Here is a 16,562-nt window from a genome sequence, read left to right on the forward strand (position 1 = left end):
GTGCGGCTCGCGGGTGCGCCGGTCAGGGCGCCGCACCCGGCCCGCCCTCCGGACCGCTCCTCGGCGGGCGTCCCCGGCGGGGCAGCGGCCCGGTGTCCCCGGGCAGCCGGCCCGCCTCCGCGAGCGCCCTGCGCAGCAGGAACTCGATCTGGGCGTTGGCCGAGCGCAGCTCGTCCCCGGCCCACCGGGCCAGCGCCTCGTACACCTGGGGGTCCAGCCGCAGCAGCACCTGCTTGCGCTGCTGCGGCCGGCGCCCCGGGGCCGGGCCCTCGGACGGGGTCGTCACTGGTAGAGCGTTCCCGTGTTCAGGACGGGCTGGGCGGCGCGGTCACCGCAGAGCACGACCATCAGGTTGGACACCATCGCCGCCTTGCGTTCGTCGTCCAGCTCAACGATGTCCTGCTCGCTGATGCGGGCCAGCGCCGCCTCGACCATGCCGACCGCGCCGTCCACGATCTGCCGCCGCGCCGCCACCACCGCGCCGGCCTGCTGCCGCTGGAGCATCGCCGAGGCGATCTCCGGGGCGTACGCGAGGTGCGTGAAGCGGGACTCGATGATCTGTACCCCGGCCGCCTCCACGCGCGCGTGGAGCTCGACGGCGAGCTTCTCGGTGATCTCCTCGGCGTTGCCGCGCAGCGAGAGGCCGTCCTCCTCGTGGGCGTCGTAGGGGTACTCGATGGCGATGTGCCGCACGGCCGCCTCGGTCTGGGTGGAGACGAACTCGATGTAGTCGTCCACCTCGAAGGTGGCCTGCGCGGTGTCCTCCACCCGCCACACCACGACGGCGGCCAGCTCGATCGGGTTGCCGTACGCGTCGTTCACCTTGAGGACGGCCGTCTCGTGGTTGCGGACCCGCGTCGAGATCTTGGTGCGCGAGGTGAAGGGGTTCACCCAGCGCAGCCCGTCCTGCCGGATCGTCCCCCGGTACCGCCCGAAGAGCTGCACCACCCGGGCCTCGCCCGGCGCCACCATGTTCAGCCCGCACATCGCCAGGAACGCCGCCAGGGCGATGACGATGCCGCCGACGATCAGTCCGGCCTTCGCGCCGGTCGCCGAGACCGCCGTGGCCGTGACGATCAGCCCGGCGCCGACGAGCAGTCCCAGCAGTCCCAGCAGCAGCGCCAGCCCGCCGCCGATGCTCGGCGCCTGGGTCTCCCGCACCCGCGGTGCCGGCATCTGTGGCACATCGGCTTCGACCTGCGGCGTTTCCTGTGCGGACATGGGTGGTCCCCCCGTTGTCGTGGGCCGCGCTCGCACGCGGCCGGTGATTGCTGTCGTCTAGCTAAGTGATATCACTTTTCCCTGTCATGACAACCCTCAACCCCGTTCGGACGTCGGTTCCCTTGGAACGGGTGCTGATTCTCACGTCTGTACAAGGCGGGATCCGCGGCCGTTTGCCATATCTCCCGGTGTTAGCTTTCTGAGCTGACCTGAGCGGCGAACCTGTGCGACGGGTGAGCACACACGACCGAATCGGAGCGGATCGGACCCATGGGACGAGCGGAAGAGAGAAGAGCGCGCCAGCGCGGTGGCCGCCGCGCGGCGCCGAGCCGACGCCGCTCGTCACCGGCGGCCGACCGGAGCCTCATACGCCGGCTGTTCACCTGGAAGAAGATCCTCGGCACGTTCTTCGGCGTGATCCTGCTCGGCATGGGCGCCTTCATCGTGCTGTACATGGTGATCGACATCCCCGAGGGCAACGCCGACGCCCAGGCGCAGGGCAACGTCTACAAGTACAGCGACGGCACGATCATGGCCCGCAAGGGCTACAACCGCGAGATCGTCGACCTGGCCAAGATCCCCAAGGACGTCCAGCACACCTTCGTCGCCGCCGAGAACAAGACCTTCTACAAGGACTCCGGCGTCGACCTCAAGGGCACCGCGCGCGGTGTGCTCAACACGCTCTCCGGCAAGGGAGCGCAGGGCGGTTCGACGATCACCCAGCAGTACGTCAAGAACTACTACCTGACCCAGGACCAGACCGTCTCCCGCAAGCTCAAGGAGCTGGTCATCTCCCTGAAGCTGGACCGGGAGAAGCCCAAGGACTACATCCTCGCCGGGTACATCAACACCAGCTTCTACGGCCGCGGCGCCTACGGCATCCAGGCCGCCGCCCAGGCCTACTACCGCGTCGACGCCGAGGACCTCACGGTCGAGCAGGGTGCGTACCTCGCCGCGCTGCTCCAGGCACCCAACCAGTACGACTGGGCCATCGCCAGCGAGACCGGCAAGAAGCTCGTCCAGCAGCGCTGGAACTACGTCCTGGACAACATGGTCGAGCAGAAGTGGCTGAACCAGTCCGACCGCCAGGCCATGAAGTTCCCCGTCCCCCAGGAGCCCAGGCCCGCCCCCGGGATGGAGGGCCAGACCGGGTACCTGGTCGAGGCGGCCAACACCGTGCTCAAGAAACAGCTCGTCGCGGACGGCACCGCCGAGGACACCAAGCAGGCCGACGCGATGGTCGAGGCCGGCGGCTGGACCGTCACGCTCAACGTCGACAAGGGCAAGCAGGCGGCGCTGGAGAAGGCCGTCAAGGAGCAGCTCACCAGCAAGCTCGATCCGCAGAAGCGCGACGTGGACGCCGACGTCCAGGCCGGCGCCGTGTCCGTCGACCCGAAGACGGGCGCGGTCGTGGCGATGTACGGCGGCGTGGACTACGTCAAGCACTTCCGCAACAACGCCACCCGGGACGACTACCAGCCCGCCTCCACCTTCAAGCCGGTCATCCTCGGTGCCGCCGTGGACGAGGACGCCGAGACGCAGGACGGCGTGCCGATCACGGCGAACACCATGTACGACGGCACGAGCAAGCGCCCCGTGGTGGACGACGGCCAGGAGGTCGGCTTCGCCCCCGAGAACGAGGACGACGCCGACTACGGCGACATCGACGTCCAGGAGGCGATGAACAAGTCGGTCAACTCCGTCTTCGCGCAGATGGGCGTCGACGTCGGGATGTCCGAGGTCGTGAACGTGGCCGGCAAGCTGGGCATGGAGACCGAGGGCATGGAGGCCGTCCCCGCCCAGACCCTGGGCAGTATGGGCGCGAGCCCGCTGGAGATGGCCGGTGTCTACGCCACCCTCGACAACCACGGCAAGAAGGTCACCCCGGCCGTCGTGAAGTCGGTCGAACACAACTCCCGCAAGGTCGACTTCCCCGACCCGGTGGGCGACCAGGTCATCAGCCGCGAGGCCGCCGACACGGTGACGTCCGTGCTGACCGGAGTGGTCGACGACGGTACGGCCAAGAAGTCCGTGCGCGACAACCCGATGCGCGACGGCCAGCAGGTGGCCGGCAAGACGGGTACGTCCGACAACAACAAGTCGGCCTGGTTCACCGGCTTCACGCCCGGCCTGGTCACCTCCGTCGGGCTGTTCGGCGAGGACTCCAAGACCGGCGCCCAGGTCCCGATGTACGAGGCGGGTGGCGTGCCCCGCGTCAACGGCGGTGGTTTCCCGGCGCAGATCTGGGCCGCGTACACCTTCGGCGTGATGGACGAGGTCACGGAGTTCGACCTGGAGACCAAGCAGGGCGCCGCGGTGAAGCCCAGCACCTCGCCCACGGTCAGCGAGTCGCCGTCCGAGTCGCCCTCTGAGGAGGAGTCGGCCGAGGAGTCGCCGAGCGAGGAGCCGAGCAGCGAGGAGCCGACCGAGGAGGAGACGGACGACACCTCGGAGGAGCCGGAGGAGTCGCCGTCGATGTCGCCGTCCAACAGCCCGTCGAGCCAGCCGCCGACGGGCGGGGCGTCCACGGACCCGGAGGACCCGCTGTTCCCGGACAACGACCGGCGCGAGCAGTAGCCCGCAGGACGGAACACGCGAAGGGCGCCCGGTGCTCACCGGGCGCCCTTCCGCGTACCTCTCGGCTCAGCCCCGGTTCAGCTCGAACCAGACCACCTTCCCGGTGCTCAGCCGGGTCGCGCCCCAGCGCCGGGCCAGCCGGTTCACCAGGTACAGTCCGCGCCCGCCCTCGTCCGTGGCGCGCGCCTGCCGCAGCCGCGGCAGCTGCGGCACGTCGTCGCCGACCTCGCAGCGCAGCACGTCGGTGCGCAGCAGCCGCAGGGTGACCGGTTTGGTCGCGTACCGCACCGCGTTGGTCACGACCTCGCTGATCAGCAGCTCCACCGAGTCCGTGAGCTCCTCCATGCCCCAGCGGGCCAGGGCGCGCCGGGCCAGCCGGCGGGCCCGGCCGGGGGCCGCGTCCTCCGGCTCCAGCAACCAGTACGCCACGTCGCTGGGCGCGATGCCGTCGAAGCGGGCGGCGAGCAGCGCGATGTCGTCGTCCCGGTCGCCCGGCCCGAGCATGTCCAACACCTCGTCGCACAGCGCTTCCAGGGGCGGCGGATGGTCCGGGCCGGTGAGCTGCGCGGTCGCCGCGAGGCGCTCCCGCAGCTGCTCTATGCCCGTCCACACGTCCCGCAGGCGGGACTCCACCAGGCCGTCCGTGTAGAGCAGCAGGGTGGCACCGGCCGGGGCGTCCAGCTCCACCGCCTCGAAGTCCACACCGCCGACGCCGATCGGGGCGCCCGCGGGCACCCGCAGCACCTCGGCATGTCCGCCCAGGTGCAGCAGGACGGGCGGCGGGTGGCCGGCGTTGGCGACGGTGATGCGGTGCGCCACCGGGTCGTAGACGGCGTACAGGCACGTCGCCATGCGGTCGGTGCCCAGGCGCTGGGCCTGCTCGTCCAGGTGGTGCAGCACCTCCTGCGGGGGCAGGTCGAGCCCGGCCAGGGTCTGCGCGGTGGTCCGCAGCTGGCCCATGATGGCCGCCGACGTCATCGAATGGCCCATGACGTCCCCGACGACCAGCGCGACCCGGCTGCCGGGCAGCGGGATCGCGTCGTACCAGTCGCCGCCGACCCGCGCCGTCTCGGCGGCCGGCAGATAGCGGGAGGCCAGCCGTACGCCGGTGCAGCGCGGCAGGTTCTCCGGGAGCATCGTGCGCTGCAGCTCGTCGGCGATGTACGCCTCGCGCCCGTACAGCACCGCCTTGTCGATGCCGAGCGCGCTGTGCGTCGCGAGCTGGGCGGCGACCAGCAGGTCGTCGCCCTCGAAGGCGATGCGCTCGGGGCCGCGCAGGAACAGGGCCGCGCCGATCACCCGGCGCCTGCCGCGCAGCGGCGCGAGGATCGCGCGCCGGCCGCCGGGCACGGCGAACTCGCCGCCGTCGCCGAGCAGGTCGGGCAGCGCGGCACGGGCGGCGGGGGTGTCCGTGAAGACCGGGCGGACCCCGCGCAGCACCTCGGCGAGCGCGCTGCCGGGCCGCACCTCGCACAGCTCGGAGCCGACCGCCTCCAGCTCGGACGGCTCGGCGGTGGGCAGGAGGCCGCTCTCGGTGTCCCGCTCGGCCGGTATCCGGTCGGTACGGCGCAGCCGCAGCACCAGCGGGCCGGTGGGCCGCTCGTCGCCCACGGGCAGCGGCTCGCGCAGATAGACGAGGATGGCGTCCGCGAAGGTCGGCACGGTGGCCCGGCACAGCCCCATGACGATCTCGTCCAGGTCCATGCCCCGCGCGATCCGCCGGGTCGCGGCGCCGACGAAGCGCAGCCGGTCCCCGTCCCGCCGCATGGGCGTGGGCCGCCCGGGCGTGGTGGGCTGCCCGGTACGCCGGTCCGGCTCCGGGGACGCGTCACGGCCGCCCTGCCCCGCCGGCGCCCCCGCCCCGCCCGAGGCGGCGCCCGGCTGGACGGGGACGCCCTCGGCCGTGGGCCGTGGGCGGTGGGTGTCGGGCTCGGCCGAGTGCTCCGCGCCCGGCTGGGAGTGCTCGAAGGCGGCGGCGCCGGGGACGGGCGGCGTCTGCCCGGCGCGGCCCTGGGCCGGTAAGGCGGCCTCGGGGGTCCGCGGCCCCACGGGGGCACGCAGGAACGCCCCGCGGGAGTCCGTGGGGTCTGCGCCCGTCGGGGGGCGTTCGAAGGAGGTCGGGTGCTCCGTCACGCGTGTCGAATCCATCCGTCCGGGACTGCGCGCGGCGCGTGCAGTTCGTCCCGCAGAAACTCCGATACCCGGAAGAGGTGCCCCAGGAACGGATTTTCCGCGTGGTCAGAGGCTGTTCCTGTGCCACCGGCGGGCCGACCGCGGCCCGCACCGGTATTGCCCTCGTACCCCTCGCTCACGTCCTGCCGCCCCTCGGTGACGATCGGTCAAGCACAGTGCACGCTCCGCCGGTTGCCGCCGCGCACCATTGCGGAGGACGATCCTACGTTTCTTGCCCGGGGGCGCATCAAGGGTCTCATGGGGACACGTACGCGGGCGTGCGATCCCAGTCGCCGGGGAGCGACGGTACCGGCCAGGACGGATCCGGTCGCCACTGTTCCCAGCCGTCCGAGAACGGCGGCCCCCAGGCCCGGATCGCCTCGACCGCCGCGCGCCCCGCCCCGCGCACCTGCTCGGCGAGGCCCGCGTCCACCAGGCGGTCCCGCTGGGCCTGCGCGAACTCGTCCTCGTCCCGCCAGTGCCAGCTGCGGTCCGGCTGCACGGTGATGTCCAGAAAGTGGTCCTCGGAGTCGACGCCGCCCTCCCATCGGGTCAGCGGCTCCTCCAGGTTCACGTACCAGTTCTTGAACTGCCAGCCCGGATCCCAGAACAGCCACACCGACCACGGGTCACCGGGCCGCGCCAGCTTCAGCACCCCGGTGCCGAACCAGCGGTCGCGCTGCACGGTGCGGGGCTTGGTGTAGCGCGACGCCAGCGGCTCCAGGTGCACGGGGGTGCCGTCGGCGAGCACCGGCTTCACGCACTCGGTGCCGGGCGCCATCCACACGGCGAGCAGGTCGGCGTCGTCGCGTACGACGGTCACGGGGCGCGCGATGTGGAAGTGCCGGCCGCCGTTCTCCCGGTACCGCCACAGGATGTGACTGCCGGGTGCCCAGAACCCCGGGGCGGCCGGCCCGCCCGCCCGTGCCGCCGCGCTCACCGCTTCACCGTCTGCCATGGACAGATATTAGGTGCCCAGGCCATCCGATGCGGGGGTGATCGCGAGGAGCGTCCGCGTCCGCGACGGCCGCCCGGTCACGGGTGGGTCATCCGCAGCACGTCCAACGCCTCGTCCAGCTGCTCGTTCGTGAGGTCGCCGCGCTCCACGTACCCGCCCTCCAGCACCACCTGACGGATCGTCTTCCGCTCGGCCAGCGCCTTCTTGGCGACCTTGGCGGCCTCCTCGTACCCGATGTACTTGTTCAGCGGCGTGACCACGGAGGGCGAGGACTCGGCGTACTCGCGGGCCCGGTCGCGGTGGGCGACGATGCCGTCCACGGTCCGGTCGGCCAGCAGCCGCGAGACGTTGGCGAGCAGCCGCACCGACTCCAGGACGTTCTTGGCGATGACCGGCAGCATGACGTTGAGCTCGAAGTTGCCCGCCGCCCCGGCGGTGGTGACGGTCGCGTCGTTGCCGATGACCTGGGCGGCGACCATGAGCACGGCCTCCGGGACGACCGGATTCACCTTGCCCGGCATGATGGACGAACCGGGCTGGAGGTCGGGCAGCGAGATCTCCGCGAGGCCGGTGCGCGGCCCGGAGGACATCCACCGCAGGTCGTTCGCGATCTTCGTCAGTCCGACGGCGATGGTCCGCAGCTGCCCACTGGTCTCGACGATGCCGTCCCGCGCGCCCTGGGCCTCGAAGTGGTCGCGCGCCTCGGTCAGCGGCAGCCCGGTCGCGCGGGCCACCTCCTCGATGACGGCGGCGGCGAAACCGGGCGGGGTGTTGATGCCGGTGCCGACCGCGGTGCCGCCCAGCGGCAGTTCGGCGAGCCGGGGCAGCGACGCGTTCAGCCGCTCGACGCCGTAGCGCACCTGGGCCGCGTACCCGCCGAACTCCTGGCCCAGGGTGACGGGTGTGGCGTCCATGAGGTGCGTGCGTCCCGACTTCACGACGTCGGCGAACTCCCCGGCCTTGCGCTCCAGGGCGGCGGCGAGGTGGTCCAGCGCGGGGACGAGGTCCCGGCTCACGGCGGCGGTGGCGGCGATGTGGATCGACGACGGGAAGACGTCGTTGGACGACTGGGAGGCGTTGACGTGGTCGTTGGGGTGCACGTCCCGGCCGAGCCGCTCACTGGCCAGGGTGGCGATGACCTCGTTGGTGTTCATGTTGGACGAGGTCCCCGACCCCGTCTGGAACACGTCCACGGGGAAGTGGTCGTCCCACCTGCCCTCGGCGACCTCCCCGGCCGCCTCCCGGATGGCGTCGGCGACGTCCGCGTCGAGGACCCCGAGGTCGGCGTTGACCTTCGCCGCCGCGCTCTTGATGCGGGCCAGCGCCTCGATGTGCGCGCGCTCGATGCGCTGTCCGGACACGGGGAAGTTCTCCACCGCGCGCTGCGTCTGCGCCCGCCACTTGGCGTGGGCGGGGACACGGACCTCGCCCATGGAGTCGTGCTCGACTCGGTGGTCGGTGTCGCCGGTTCGGGTCGTCGTCATCGTCGTACCTCCACGAAGATCAGCACAGGGTCGGACGTACCTATTCCCCGTCCGTACCCGGCACGCCCGCCCGGCGCGGCGGCAGCAGCCCCTCGGGCCAGGGCCCGCAGGCCGGTGCCGCAGGTGTCCTCGGCGGCCGGCTCGGCCCGGCGAGGGCCCGGCGGCGCCGTCCCGACGGGGACGGCGGCTCGACCGGGGCCGTCGGCCTCCATGCGGTGCCACCGGCCCCGGGGCACGACGGCCGACGTGCCCGGGCCGAGGGTGACGGCCCGCCTGCGGGTTCGTTCGCCGGCCGTGGCGCATGAACCCAGACGGGCGGCGGCCCCCACCCCGTCACCGGGTGGGGGCCGCCGCCTCGTGGATCACGGGGGTGTCAGGCCAGCCCCGGTCCCCGCACCGGGATCGTCGTGAAGGTCGGCGCCGGCGCCGGGTCCTGGAAGAAGTCGTTGCCCTTGTCGTCCACCACGATGAACGCCGGGAAGTCCTCGACCTCGATCTTCCAGACCGCCTCCATGCCGAGCTCCTCGTACTCGACGACCTCGACCTTCTTGATGCAGTCCTGCGCGAGACGGGCCGCCGGGCCGCCGATGGAGCCGAGGTAGAAGCCGCCGTGCGTGTCGCACGCGTCGGTCACCTGCTTGGAGCGGTTGCCCTTCGCGAGCATCACCTTGGAGCCGCCCGCCGCCTGGAACTGCTCCACGTAGGAGTCCATCCGGCCGGCCGTGGTCGGACCGAAGGACCCGGACGCGTAGCCCTCCGGCGTCTTCGCCGGACCCGCGTAGTACACCGGGTGGTCCTTCAGGTACTGCGGCATCTCCTCGCCCGCGTCCAGCCGCTCCTTGATCTTGGCGTGCGCGATGTCGCGCGCCACGACCAGCGGGCCGGTCAGCGACAGCCGGGTCTTGACCGGGTACTTGGTCAGCTCGGCCAGGATGTCGTCCATCGGCTGGTTGAGGTCGATCTTCACGACGTCCCCGGCCTCGTCGAGCTGCTCGTCCGTCGTCTCCGGCAGGAACCGCGCCGGGTCGGTCTCCAGCTGCTCCAGGAAGACGCCCTCGGCGGTGATCTTCGCGACCGCCTGACGGTCGGCGGAGCAGGACACGGCGATGGCGACCGGGCAGGACGCCCCGTGCCGCGGCAGCCGCACCACGCGCACGTCGTGGCAGAAGTACTTGCCGCCGAACTGCGCGCCGATGCCGATCTTCTGGGTCAGCTCGAAGACCTTCTCCTCCAGCTCCTTGTCCCGGAAGCCGTGCCCGAGCTCCGAGCCCTCGGCCGGGATCTCGTCCAGGTAGTGCGCGGAGGCGTACTTCGCGGTCTTCAGCGCGTACTCGGCGGACGTACCGCCGACCACGATCGCCAGGTGGTACGGCGGGCAGGCGGCCGTACCCAGCGAGCGGATCTTCTCCTCCAGGAACTTCATCATGGAGGACTCGTTCAGGACGGCCTTCGTCTCCTGGTACAGGAACGACTTGTTGGCCGAGCCGCCGCCCTTCGCCATGAATAGGAACTTGTACGCGCCGCCGTCGGTCGCGTACAGCTCGATCTGGGCCGGGAGGTTGGAGCCGGTGTTCTTCTCCTCCCACATGGTGAGCGGAGCCATCTGCGAGTAGCGCAGGTTCAGGTTCTTGTACGCGTCGTAGATGCCGCGGCTGAGGGCCTCCTCGTCGCCGCCCGCCGTCAGCACGTTCTGACCGCGCTTGCCCATCACGATCGCCGTGCCGGTGTCCTGGCACATCGGCAGCACGCCCGCCGCCGCGATGTTCGCGTTCTTCAGCAGGTCCAGCGCCACGAACTTGTCGTTGCCCGACGCCTCCGGGTCGTCGATGATCCGGCGCAGCTGCGCCAGGTGCGCCGGGCGCAGGTAGTGCTGGATGTCGTGGATCGCCTCTTCGGCCAGCTTGCGCAGCGCCTCCGGCTCCACCTTGAGGAACGTCCGCCCGTCGGCCTCGAAGGTGGAGACACCCTCGGCGGTCACCAGCCGGTACGGAGTGGTGTCCTCGCCCTGGGGGAGCAGATCGGTGTACGCGAACTCAGGCATCTCGCCCATTCCTCACTCGACATCACGCGCGGCTGGATTACTCAGCAACGACGGCTGGCCTCCGTCGGCAGCGTCCACCAGCGTAAAACCTGTCGCCGGCGGCGAGCTTGTGAGGTAAGGCTCAGTAGGCCGCGGGGAAGCGAGTCGGGACAAGGCCGTCCACACCTCTGGTCGCGATCTATCGCGTTTCGGTACGCTGCCGACGTGGACCTTCAGAAGCACGACCGACAGCCGCAGGCGGGTACGGCCCCGCACGTCACCGAGCTGCGCGCCTCGGACGCCGACCGTGACCGCATCGCCGACATGCTGCGCGAGGCCCTCGCGGAGGGGCGTCTGACCGCGGAGGAGCACGCCGAGCGCGTGGAGGGCGTGCTGGCCGCCAAGACGGTCGGCGAGCTGGACGTGTTCGTGCGCGACCTGCCCGCCGCGCACGGCGGGCGGGACACCGCCGCGGCCCCGGCCCCCGACCGGCCCACCCTCGGTGCGATCCCGGCGGACCCCGAGGAGAACGTGGTGGCGGTGTTCAGCAGCGCCGTCCGCAGGGGACGCCGGCGTGCGAGCCGCCGTATCCACGCGTACGCCGTCTTCGGGAGCGTCGAGATCGACCTCAGCGAGGCGCTCTTCGAGCACCAGCAGGTCGTGATCAAGGCGTTCTCGGTCTTCGGCAGCGTCGAGGTGCGCGTCCCGGAGAACGTGTCGCTGCGCGGCGCGGGAGGCTGCGTCCTCGGCAGCTTCGAGGTGGACTCCCTGGACTCGGCGGAGGCCGAGGCTCCCGTCATCTACGTGGACGGCTGGGCCGTGCTGGGCAGCGTCGAGGCGCGCCCCAAGCGGGGCACGTTCGTCGCGGACATCCTGGACCGGGTGCAGCGCAAGGTCGAAAAGGGTTTGCGCAAGCACGTGTAGCGCGGCGCCCGTCGCGGTGGGAAACCCAGTGCATAGGCGCGCGCACAGCGGGTAAGCCTGACGCATCGTCTCTCGCTCGCGAAGCCGTCGTCAGGAGTAGACCGTGCTGCAACCGCCGCATTCGTCCCTGCAGGTAGCTGCCGTTCCGGCCCAGCGGGTACCCGTGCGGGACAGGGACCAAGACGCTCCGTGGCACACCGAGGCGGTGTGCCGGCGCGACGAGGCCGGACTGTTCTTCGCACCCTCGAAGGAACCCACCGCCGCCCGGCTCTCCCGCGAGGAGGCGGCCAAGCGGGTCTGCGCCCGCTGTCCGGTCATGGTCGAATGCCGCGAGCACGCGCTCCTGCAGCCCGAGCCCTACGGAGTCTGGGGCGGCCTCACGGCGGCGGAGCGCCGAGTGGTCCTCGCCCGCCGCCGCCGTCGCGACCTGGAGCTGAAGAAGACCCGCACCGCGGCGGACCGCATAGCCGCGGCGGGCTAGCACCGACGCCCACGAAGAGAGGCACCCTCTCCGCACAGAGGGTGCCTCTCTTCACGCCGCGACGGACAACGCCATCAGAGGCGCGACGCCTCTCACACGCCTTGGGCGACAGTCCACCTCAGGGGCGCGGTGCCTCCCTCACGCCCCGGGTGGCAGCCCGCCTCAGGGGCGCGGTACCTCCCTCACGCCCCGGGTGGCAGCCCGCCTCAGGGGCGCGGGGAACTGCGCGACGAGCCACGACGCAGCCGCACCCGCCACGCGACCGCACCCCCGCTTCAGGAGGCGCCCCGGACGACCGACGGCGTCACTTCGCCCGGTCGAAGTCGATCGCGCTGTAGGCCCGCAGCTTGCTCAGCCGGTGCTCGGAGTCGATCCGCCGCACCGTGCCCGACTTCGACCGCATCACGATCGAGTCGGTCGTGGCCGTCTCGGACCGGTACCGCACCCCGCGCAGCAGCTCGCCGTCGGTGATGCCGGTCGCGACGAAGAAGACGTTGTCCCCGGAGACCAGGTCGTCCGTGGTCAGCACCCGGTCCAGGTCGTGCCCGGCGTCGATCGCGCGCTGCCGCTCCTCGTCGTCCTTGGGCCACAGCTTGCCCTGGATGGTGCCGCCCAGGCACTTCACGGCACAGGCCGAGATGATGCCCTCGGGGGTGCCGCCGATGCCCAGCAGCAGGTCGATGCCGGTGCCCTCGCGCAGCGCCAGGATGGAGCCGGCCACGTCACCGTCGGAGATCAGCTTGATCCGGGCACCGGTCTCCCGGACCTCCTTGATCAGGCCCTGGTGCCGGGGCCGGTCGAGGATGACGACGGTGACGTCCTCGGGGGTGCGGCGCTTGGCCTTGGCGACCCGGCGGATGTTCACGGACACCGGCGCGTTGATGTCGACGAAGTCGGCGGCCTCGGGCCCGGTGACCAGCTTGTCCATGTAGAACACGGCCGACGGGTCGAACATGGACCCGCGCTCGGCGGCGGCCAGCACGGCGATCGCGTTGGTCATGCCCTTGGCGGTCAGCGTGGTCCCGTCGATCGGGTCGACCGCGATGTCGACCTCGGCCCCGGTCCCGTCCCCGACCTGCTCTCCGTTGAAGAGCATCGGGGCCTCGTCCTTCTCGCCCTCGCCGATGACGACGACGCCGTTCATCGAGACGGTGGAGACGAGGGTGCGCATGGCGCGCACCGCGGCACCGTCGGCGCCGTTCTTGTCGCCGCGCCCGACCCAGCGGCCGGCGGCCATCGCCGCGGCCTCGGTGACCCGGACGAGCTCCAGGGCGAGGTTGCGGTCGGGAGCCTCTGAGGGGACGTCCAGCTCGGACGGCAGATGATGATGCTCGGTCATCGGAGCGCACCTTTCTGATACGACGACGGCCGGATGAGGGTATGGGCGCACTCTATCGTCAGTCCGACAAAATGAGCAGGGGACCCCACGGATGAGCAGTTCGGGGACCTGCGACGATAGGGGCGTGGCAGGTACGAAAGGCAAGCAGAAGACGGCCCGGGACATGATCCTCTCCCTGGGGGTCATCGTGCTCGTGGGGCTGGGCATGTGGCTCTTCATCCCGCACAGCGAGGGCGAGCCCGACATCAAGCGGGTCGACTACCGGGTCGAGCTGCTCACCGCGCGCCGCGCCGCGTCGTACCCGGTCGCGGCGCCCGAGGGGCTCTCCAAGGACTGGAAGCCGACCTCCGTCCGGTTCCGCGGCGACGACTTCGACGCCTGGCACCTGGGCTTCCGCGCTCCCGACGGCGAGTACGTGGCGGTCGAGCAGTCAACGGAGAAGCCGGCCACCTTCATAGAGGAGGCCAGCCAGGGCGGGCGGAAGACCGACGCCACCGAGCAGATCGCCGGCCGTACCTGGACCCGCTACGAGGGCGGCCGGTACGACGCGCTGGTGCTGCAGGACACGGACGGCGTCAAGGGCGCGACGACGGTCGTGGCGGGCACCGGGTCGTTCGAGCAGCTGGCCGACATGGCGGCGGCGCTGAAGACGGACTGAGGCCGGCCGGTACCGGCGTACGGCGAAGGCCCCCGGCGCGTTGCCGGGGGCCGTCGTCGTGGGGTGAGCGCGCCGCGGCGCGGGCGTCGCCTCAGACGGTGGTGACGACCTGCTCGTACGACAGGCGCGGGGAGCGCGGGAACCAGGCGTCCGGGCCCGGGCGGCCGATGTTGACCACCATCAGCGGGGTGTGGTCGTCGTCCAGGAACTCCTTGCGGACGCCCTCGAAGTCGAGGCCGGTCATCGGGCCGGCGGCCAGGCCGGCGGCACGGACGCCGACGATGAAGTACGCGGCCTGGAGGGCGGCGTTCAGCGTGGCGGCACCCTCACGCACGGGGCGCTCGCTGAAGAAGGCGTCCTTGGCCTGGGGGAAGTGCGGGAAGAGCTGCGGCAGCTCCTCGTGGAACTCGTTGTCCGCCGACAGGATCGCGACCAGCGGGGCGGCGGCGGTCTTGGGCCGGTTGCCCTCGGCCATGTGCTGGACCAGACGCTCGCGGGCCTCGGGGGAGCGGACCAGCGTGATGCGCAGCGGGGACTGGTTGAACGCGGTCGGGCCGTACTTGACCAGGTCGTAGATCGCCTGGACCTGCTCGTCGGTCACCGGCTCGTCGGTGAAGGTGTTGGCGGTGCGGGCCTCACGGAACAGCAGGTCCTGGGCGGCGGGGTCAAGAACGAGAGACATGCGTGAACTTCCTCAGGATTCGCGTCGGCCCGCGCGGTGCGGCACGGAAGCCGTTGACGGGGACGACGGTACGCCAAAGAAGTTCAAGCTTCAACCAATAGGGGAGCGGAGTGATCCGCTTCACCTGTTCAGGGCTCGTGGAGTGACGCAGCTCACGCCCGACGGGCGATCACTTCGCTCGCCGACCGGGGTCCTACTGGGGACAGACCGCTCCTCGCACGGACAGGACCGCACCGACATGACCAGCGCCGTCAAGGGCCCCGCCTCCTACTTCCCGTCGATCGAGAAGAAGTACGGCCGGCCGATCGCGGAGTGGAAGGAACTGATCCGCTCCTCGCCGCTCGCCAAGCACATGGAACTCGTCACCTGGCTCAAGACCGAGCACGGACTGGGCCACGGACACGCCAACGCGCTCGTCGCGCACACGCTCGCCGAGGACAGCGGGAAGTAGCCGAGGACGGCGGCGGAGCAGGGGAGCGGGGGAGGGCTAGGCGTCCCCGTCCCGGTCCTCCGCCCCCGTCTCCTCGGCCAGCGCCGCGTCGAGGCGGGCCCGGGCGCCCTCCAGCCACCGCCGGCACACCTTCGCCAGCTCCTCGCCCCGCTCCCACAGGGCGAGGGACTCCTCCAGGGTCGTACCGCCGGCCTCCAGCCGCCGTACGACCTCGATCAGCTCGTCCCGCGCCTGCTCGTACCCGAGCGCCTCGGACACGGCCGCCGGCTGCTCCACCTCGCTGGTCATCCACTCACCCTACGCATCGACTCGTACAGAGAAATCACCTTCGGAGACGCGGGCCCGCAGCGTCTCGCCCGGCTCCACCTCGCCCGGGTCCCGCACCGCGTGGCCGTCGGCCCGCTGCAGCACGGCGTACCCGCGCTCGAGGGTCGCGGCCGGGGAGAGGGCCACCACGCGCGCGTGCGTGTGCGTCAGCTCGGAGTCGGCCCGGTCGAGCTGGTGCCGCAGGGAGCGGCGGCCCCGCTCCAGCAGGGCCGTCACCTGCTCGGCCCGCTCGTCGATCATCCGGTGCGGGTCCTGTATCACCGGCCGGGCCAGCGCATGGGCCAGCCCCCGCTCCTCGCGGTCGACGAAGGCCGCCACACACCGCCGTGCGCGGTCCCGCAGCTGCCGCACCCGTTCGTACTCCTCGCCGACGTCCGGCACGACCTTCTTCGCGGCGTCGGTCGGCGTGGAGGCGCGCAGGTCGGCGACCAGGTCCAGCAGGGGACTGTCCGGCTCGTGCCCGATCGCCGAGACGACCGGCGTACGGCAGGCGGCGACCGCCCGGACCAGTTGCTCGTCGGAGAACGGCAGCAGGTCCTCCACGCTGCCGCCGCCGCGTGCGACGACGATCACGTCCACGTCGTCCCGCGCGTCCAGCTCCTTCACCGCCTGCACCACCTGCGGCACGGCGTGCACGCCCTGCACGGGGACGTTGCGCACCTCGAAGCGGACGGCGGGCCAGCGGTGCCGGGCGTTCTCCAGCACGTCCCGCTCGGCCGCGGAGGCCCGCCCGCAGACCAGGCCGATCAGCTGCGGCAGGAAGGGCAGGGGCTTCTTCCGCTCCGGCGCGAACAGGCCCTCGCGCGCGAGGGACTTCTTCAGCTGCTCCAGCCGTGCGAGCAGCTCACCGACCCCCACCGGCTTGATCTCGGCGGCCCGCAACGACAGCTGCCCCCGCGGCGCGTACCACTCCGGTTTGGCGTGCACGACCACGCGGGCGCCCTCGCCCACCACGTCGGCCACCGCGTCGAACACCTGGCGGTAGCAGGTGACGCTCACGGAGATGTCGTACGACGGGTCGCGCAGCGTCAGGAACACCACCCCCGCACCCGGCCGCCGCGACAACTGCGTGATCTGCCCCTCGACCCACACCGCACCGAGCCGGTCGATCCAGCCGCCGATCAGCCGTGACACCTCGCCGACGGGCAGGGGAGCTTCAGGGGACGTGTTCGCAGCCATGCGCCCGAGCGTAACGGCCGCGTACGACAACACCCCCCGCCGAGCCGACGAGGTGGCTGCCCGCCCCGCGGCCGCCTCGCGACCGTGTC

The 16,562-nt window shown here is 71.6% G+C and carries 15 protein-coding genes; 5 read left to right on the forward strand and 10 right to left on the reverse strand.

What is annotated here, in order from left to right:
• Positions 1-22: 22 nt before the first annotated feature.
• Positions 23-286: a hypothetical protein gene (locus ACGF3H_RS34480; RefSeq protein WP_362487059.1), complete on the reverse strand. Its 264-nt coding sequence runs from the start codon at positions 284-286 to the stop codon at positions 23-25.
• Positions 283-1,221, reverse strand: coding sequence for an SPFH domain-containing protein (locus ACGF3H_RS34485; protein ID WP_351015933.1), 939 nt, complete (start codon positions 1,219-1,221; stop codon positions 283-285). The genes ACGF3H_RS34480 and ACGF3H_RS34485 overlap by 4 nt, the downstream gene beginning before the upstream one ends.
• Positions 1,222-1,491: 270 nt before the next feature.
• On the opposite strand from ACGF3H_RS34485, the gene ACGF3H_RS34490 reads away from it, so the two are divergent.
• Entirely contained in the window at positions 1,492-3,798 is a 2,307-nt protein-coding gene (locus tag ACGF3H_RS34490; RefSeq protein ID WP_362487057.1) for a transglycosylase domain-containing protein, read from the forward strand.
• 66 nt (positions 3,799-3,864) lie between these two features.
• Here ACGF3H_RS34490 and ACGF3H_RS34495 read toward each other — a convergent pair whose 3' ends face one another.
• From ACGF3H_RS34495 to ACGF3H_RS34510, 4 genes are all read right to left on the reverse strand, one after another.
• Positions 3,865-5,946 (reverse strand): SpoIIE family protein phosphatase, encoded by a 2,082-nt coding sequence (locus ACGF3H_RS34495; protein WP_362487055.1) that lies wholly within the window; start codon positions 5,944-5,946, stop codon positions 3,865-3,867.
• A 280-nt stretch (positions 5,947-6,226) separates the two neighbouring features.
• Positions 6,227-6,928: a DUF402 domain-containing protein gene (locus ACGF3H_RS34500; protein ID WP_362487053.1), complete on the reverse strand. Its 702-nt coding sequence runs from the start codon at positions 6,926-6,928 to the stop codon at positions 6,227-6,229.
• A gap of 77 nt (positions 6,929-7,005) precedes the next feature.
• Positions 7,006-8,412, reverse strand: coding sequence for a class II fumarate hydratase (locus tag ACGF3H_RS34505; protein WP_362487051.1), 1,407 nt, complete (start codon positions 8,410-8,412; stop codon positions 7,006-7,008).
• 373 nt (positions 8,413-8,785) lie between these two features.
• Complete coding sequence (locus tag ACGF3H_RS34510; RefSeq protein ID WP_362487049.1) at positions 8,786-10,453, reverse strand: fumarate hydratase; 1,668 nt, start codon at positions 10,451-10,453, stop codon at positions 8,786-8,788.
• A 204-nt stretch (positions 10,454-10,657) separates the two neighbouring features.
• Between ACGF3H_RS34510 and ACGF3H_RS34515 the strand changes: the two genes are divergently transcribed.
• A complete protein-coding gene (locus ACGF3H_RS34515) occupies positions 10,658-11,356 on the forward strand; it encodes a DUF1707 domain-containing protein (RefSeq protein WP_362487047.1) in 699 nt (232 codons plus the stop codon).
• Positions 11,357-11,459: 103 nt separating this feature from the next.
• Complete coding sequence (locus ACGF3H_RS34520; RefSeq protein ID WP_362487045.1) at positions 11,460-11,837, forward strand: WhiB family transcriptional regulator; 378 nt, start codon at positions 11,460-11,462, stop codon at positions 11,835-11,837.
• A 304-nt stretch (positions 11,838-12,141) separates the two neighbouring features.
• Here the strand turns inward: ACGF3H_RS34520 and glpX are convergent, their stop codons facing one another.
• Positions 12,142-13,176 (reverse strand): class II fructose-bisphosphatase, encoded by a 1,035-nt coding sequence (gene glpX / locus ACGF3H_RS34525; protein ID WP_161165973.1) that lies wholly within the window; start codon positions 13,174-13,176, stop codon positions 12,142-12,144.
• A gap of 124 nt (positions 13,177-13,300) precedes the next feature.
• On the opposite strand from glpX, the gene ACGF3H_RS34530 reads away from it, so the two are divergent.
• A complete protein-coding gene (locus ACGF3H_RS34530) occupies positions 13,301-13,834 on the forward strand; it encodes a DUF4245 domain-containing protein (RefSeq protein ID WP_362487043.1) in 534 nt (177 codons plus the stop codon).
• Between the two features lie 91 nt (positions 13,835-13,925).
• Here the strand turns inward: ACGF3H_RS34530 and ACGF3H_RS34535 are convergent, their stop codons facing one another.
• Entirely contained in the window at positions 13,926-14,516 is a 591-nt protein-coding gene (locus ACGF3H_RS34535; protein ID WP_019329207.1) for a malonic semialdehyde reductase, read from the reverse strand.
• A 238-nt stretch (positions 14,517-14,754) separates the two neighbouring features.
• Here ACGF3H_RS34535 and ACGF3H_RS34540 point away from each other — a divergent pair, with 238 nt between their 5' ends.
• The gene (locus ACGF3H_RS34540; RefSeq protein ID WP_362487041.1) at positions 14,755-14,967 is read left to right on the forward strand and encodes a DUF4287 domain-containing protein; all 213 of its coding nucleotides are present in this window, start codon (positions 14,755-14,757) and stop codon (positions 14,965-14,967) included.
• 36 nt (positions 14,968-15,003) lie between these two features.
• On the opposite strand, the gene ACGF3H_RS34545 is transcribed toward ACGF3H_RS34540, so the two are convergent.
• Together ACGF3H_RS34545 and xseA are read right to left on the reverse strand one after the other, a co-directional pair.
• Positions 15,004-15,255, reverse strand: a complete 252-nt coding sequence (locus ACGF3H_RS34545; protein ID WP_362487039.1) for an exodeoxyribonuclease VII small subunit — start codon at positions 15,253-15,255, stop codon at positions 15,004-15,006.
• A 9-nt stretch (positions 15,256-15,264) separates the two neighbouring features.
• Positions 15,265-16,473 (reverse strand): exodeoxyribonuclease VII large subunit, encoded by a 1,209-nt coding sequence (xseA, locus tag ACGF3H_RS34550; RefSeq protein ID WP_362487038.1) that lies wholly within the window; start codon positions 16,471-16,473, stop codon positions 15,265-15,267.
• Positions 16,474-16,562: the final 89 nt, after the last annotated feature.

Origin of the sequence: Streptomyces sp. NPDC048185 (genome assembly GCF_043202495.1) — a bacterium.
In the GTDB taxonomy this organism is placed as follows: Bacteria; Actinomycetota; Actinomycetes; order Streptomycetales; family Streptomycetaceae; genus Streptomyces.

Coding starts and splice junctions, on each gene's coding strand:
- ACGF3H_RS34535 (WP_019329207.1), bottom strand. CDS start 14,516: ATGTCTCTCGTTCTTGACCCCGCCGCCCAGGACCTGCTGTTCCGTGAG.
- ACGF3H_RS34495 (WP_362487055.1), bottom strand. CDS start 5,946: ATGGATTCGACACGCGTGACGGAGCACCCGACCTCCTTCGAACGCCCC.
- xseA (WP_362487038.1), bottom strand. CDS start 16,473: ATGGCTGCGAACACGTCCCCTGAAGCTCCCCTGCCCGTCGGCGAGGTG.
- ACGF3H_RS34545 (WP_362487039.1), bottom strand. CDS start 15,255: ATGACCAGCGAGGTGGAGCAGCCGGCGGCCGTGTCCGAGGCGCTCGGG.
- ACGF3H_RS34505 (WP_362487051.1), bottom strand. CDS start 8,412: ATGACGACGACCCGAACCGGCGACACCGACCACCGAGTCGAGCACGAC.
- ACGF3H_RS34540 (WP_362487041.1), top strand. CDS start 14,755: ATGACCAGCGCCGTCAAGGGCCCCGCCTCCTACTTCCCGTCGATCGAG.
- ACGF3H_RS34490 (WP_362487057.1), top strand. CDS start 1,492: ATGGGACGAGCGGAAGAGAGAAGAGCGCGCCAGCGCGGTGGCCGCCGC.
- ACGF3H_RS34500 (WP_362487053.1), bottom strand. CDS start 6,928: ATGGCAGACGGTGAAGCGGTGAGCGCGGCGGCACGGGCGGGCGGGCCG.
- glpX (WP_161165973.1), bottom strand. CDS start 13,176: ATGACCGAGCATCATCATCTGCCGTCCGAGCTGGACGTCCCCTCAGAG.
- ACGF3H_RS34485 (WP_351015933.1), bottom strand. CDS start 1,221: ATGTCCGCACAGGAAACGCCGCAGGTCGAAGCCGATGTGCCACAGATG.
- ACGF3H_RS34510 (WP_362487049.1), bottom strand. CDS start 10,453: ATGCCTGAGTTCGCGTACACCGATCTGCTCCCCCAGGGCGAGGACACC.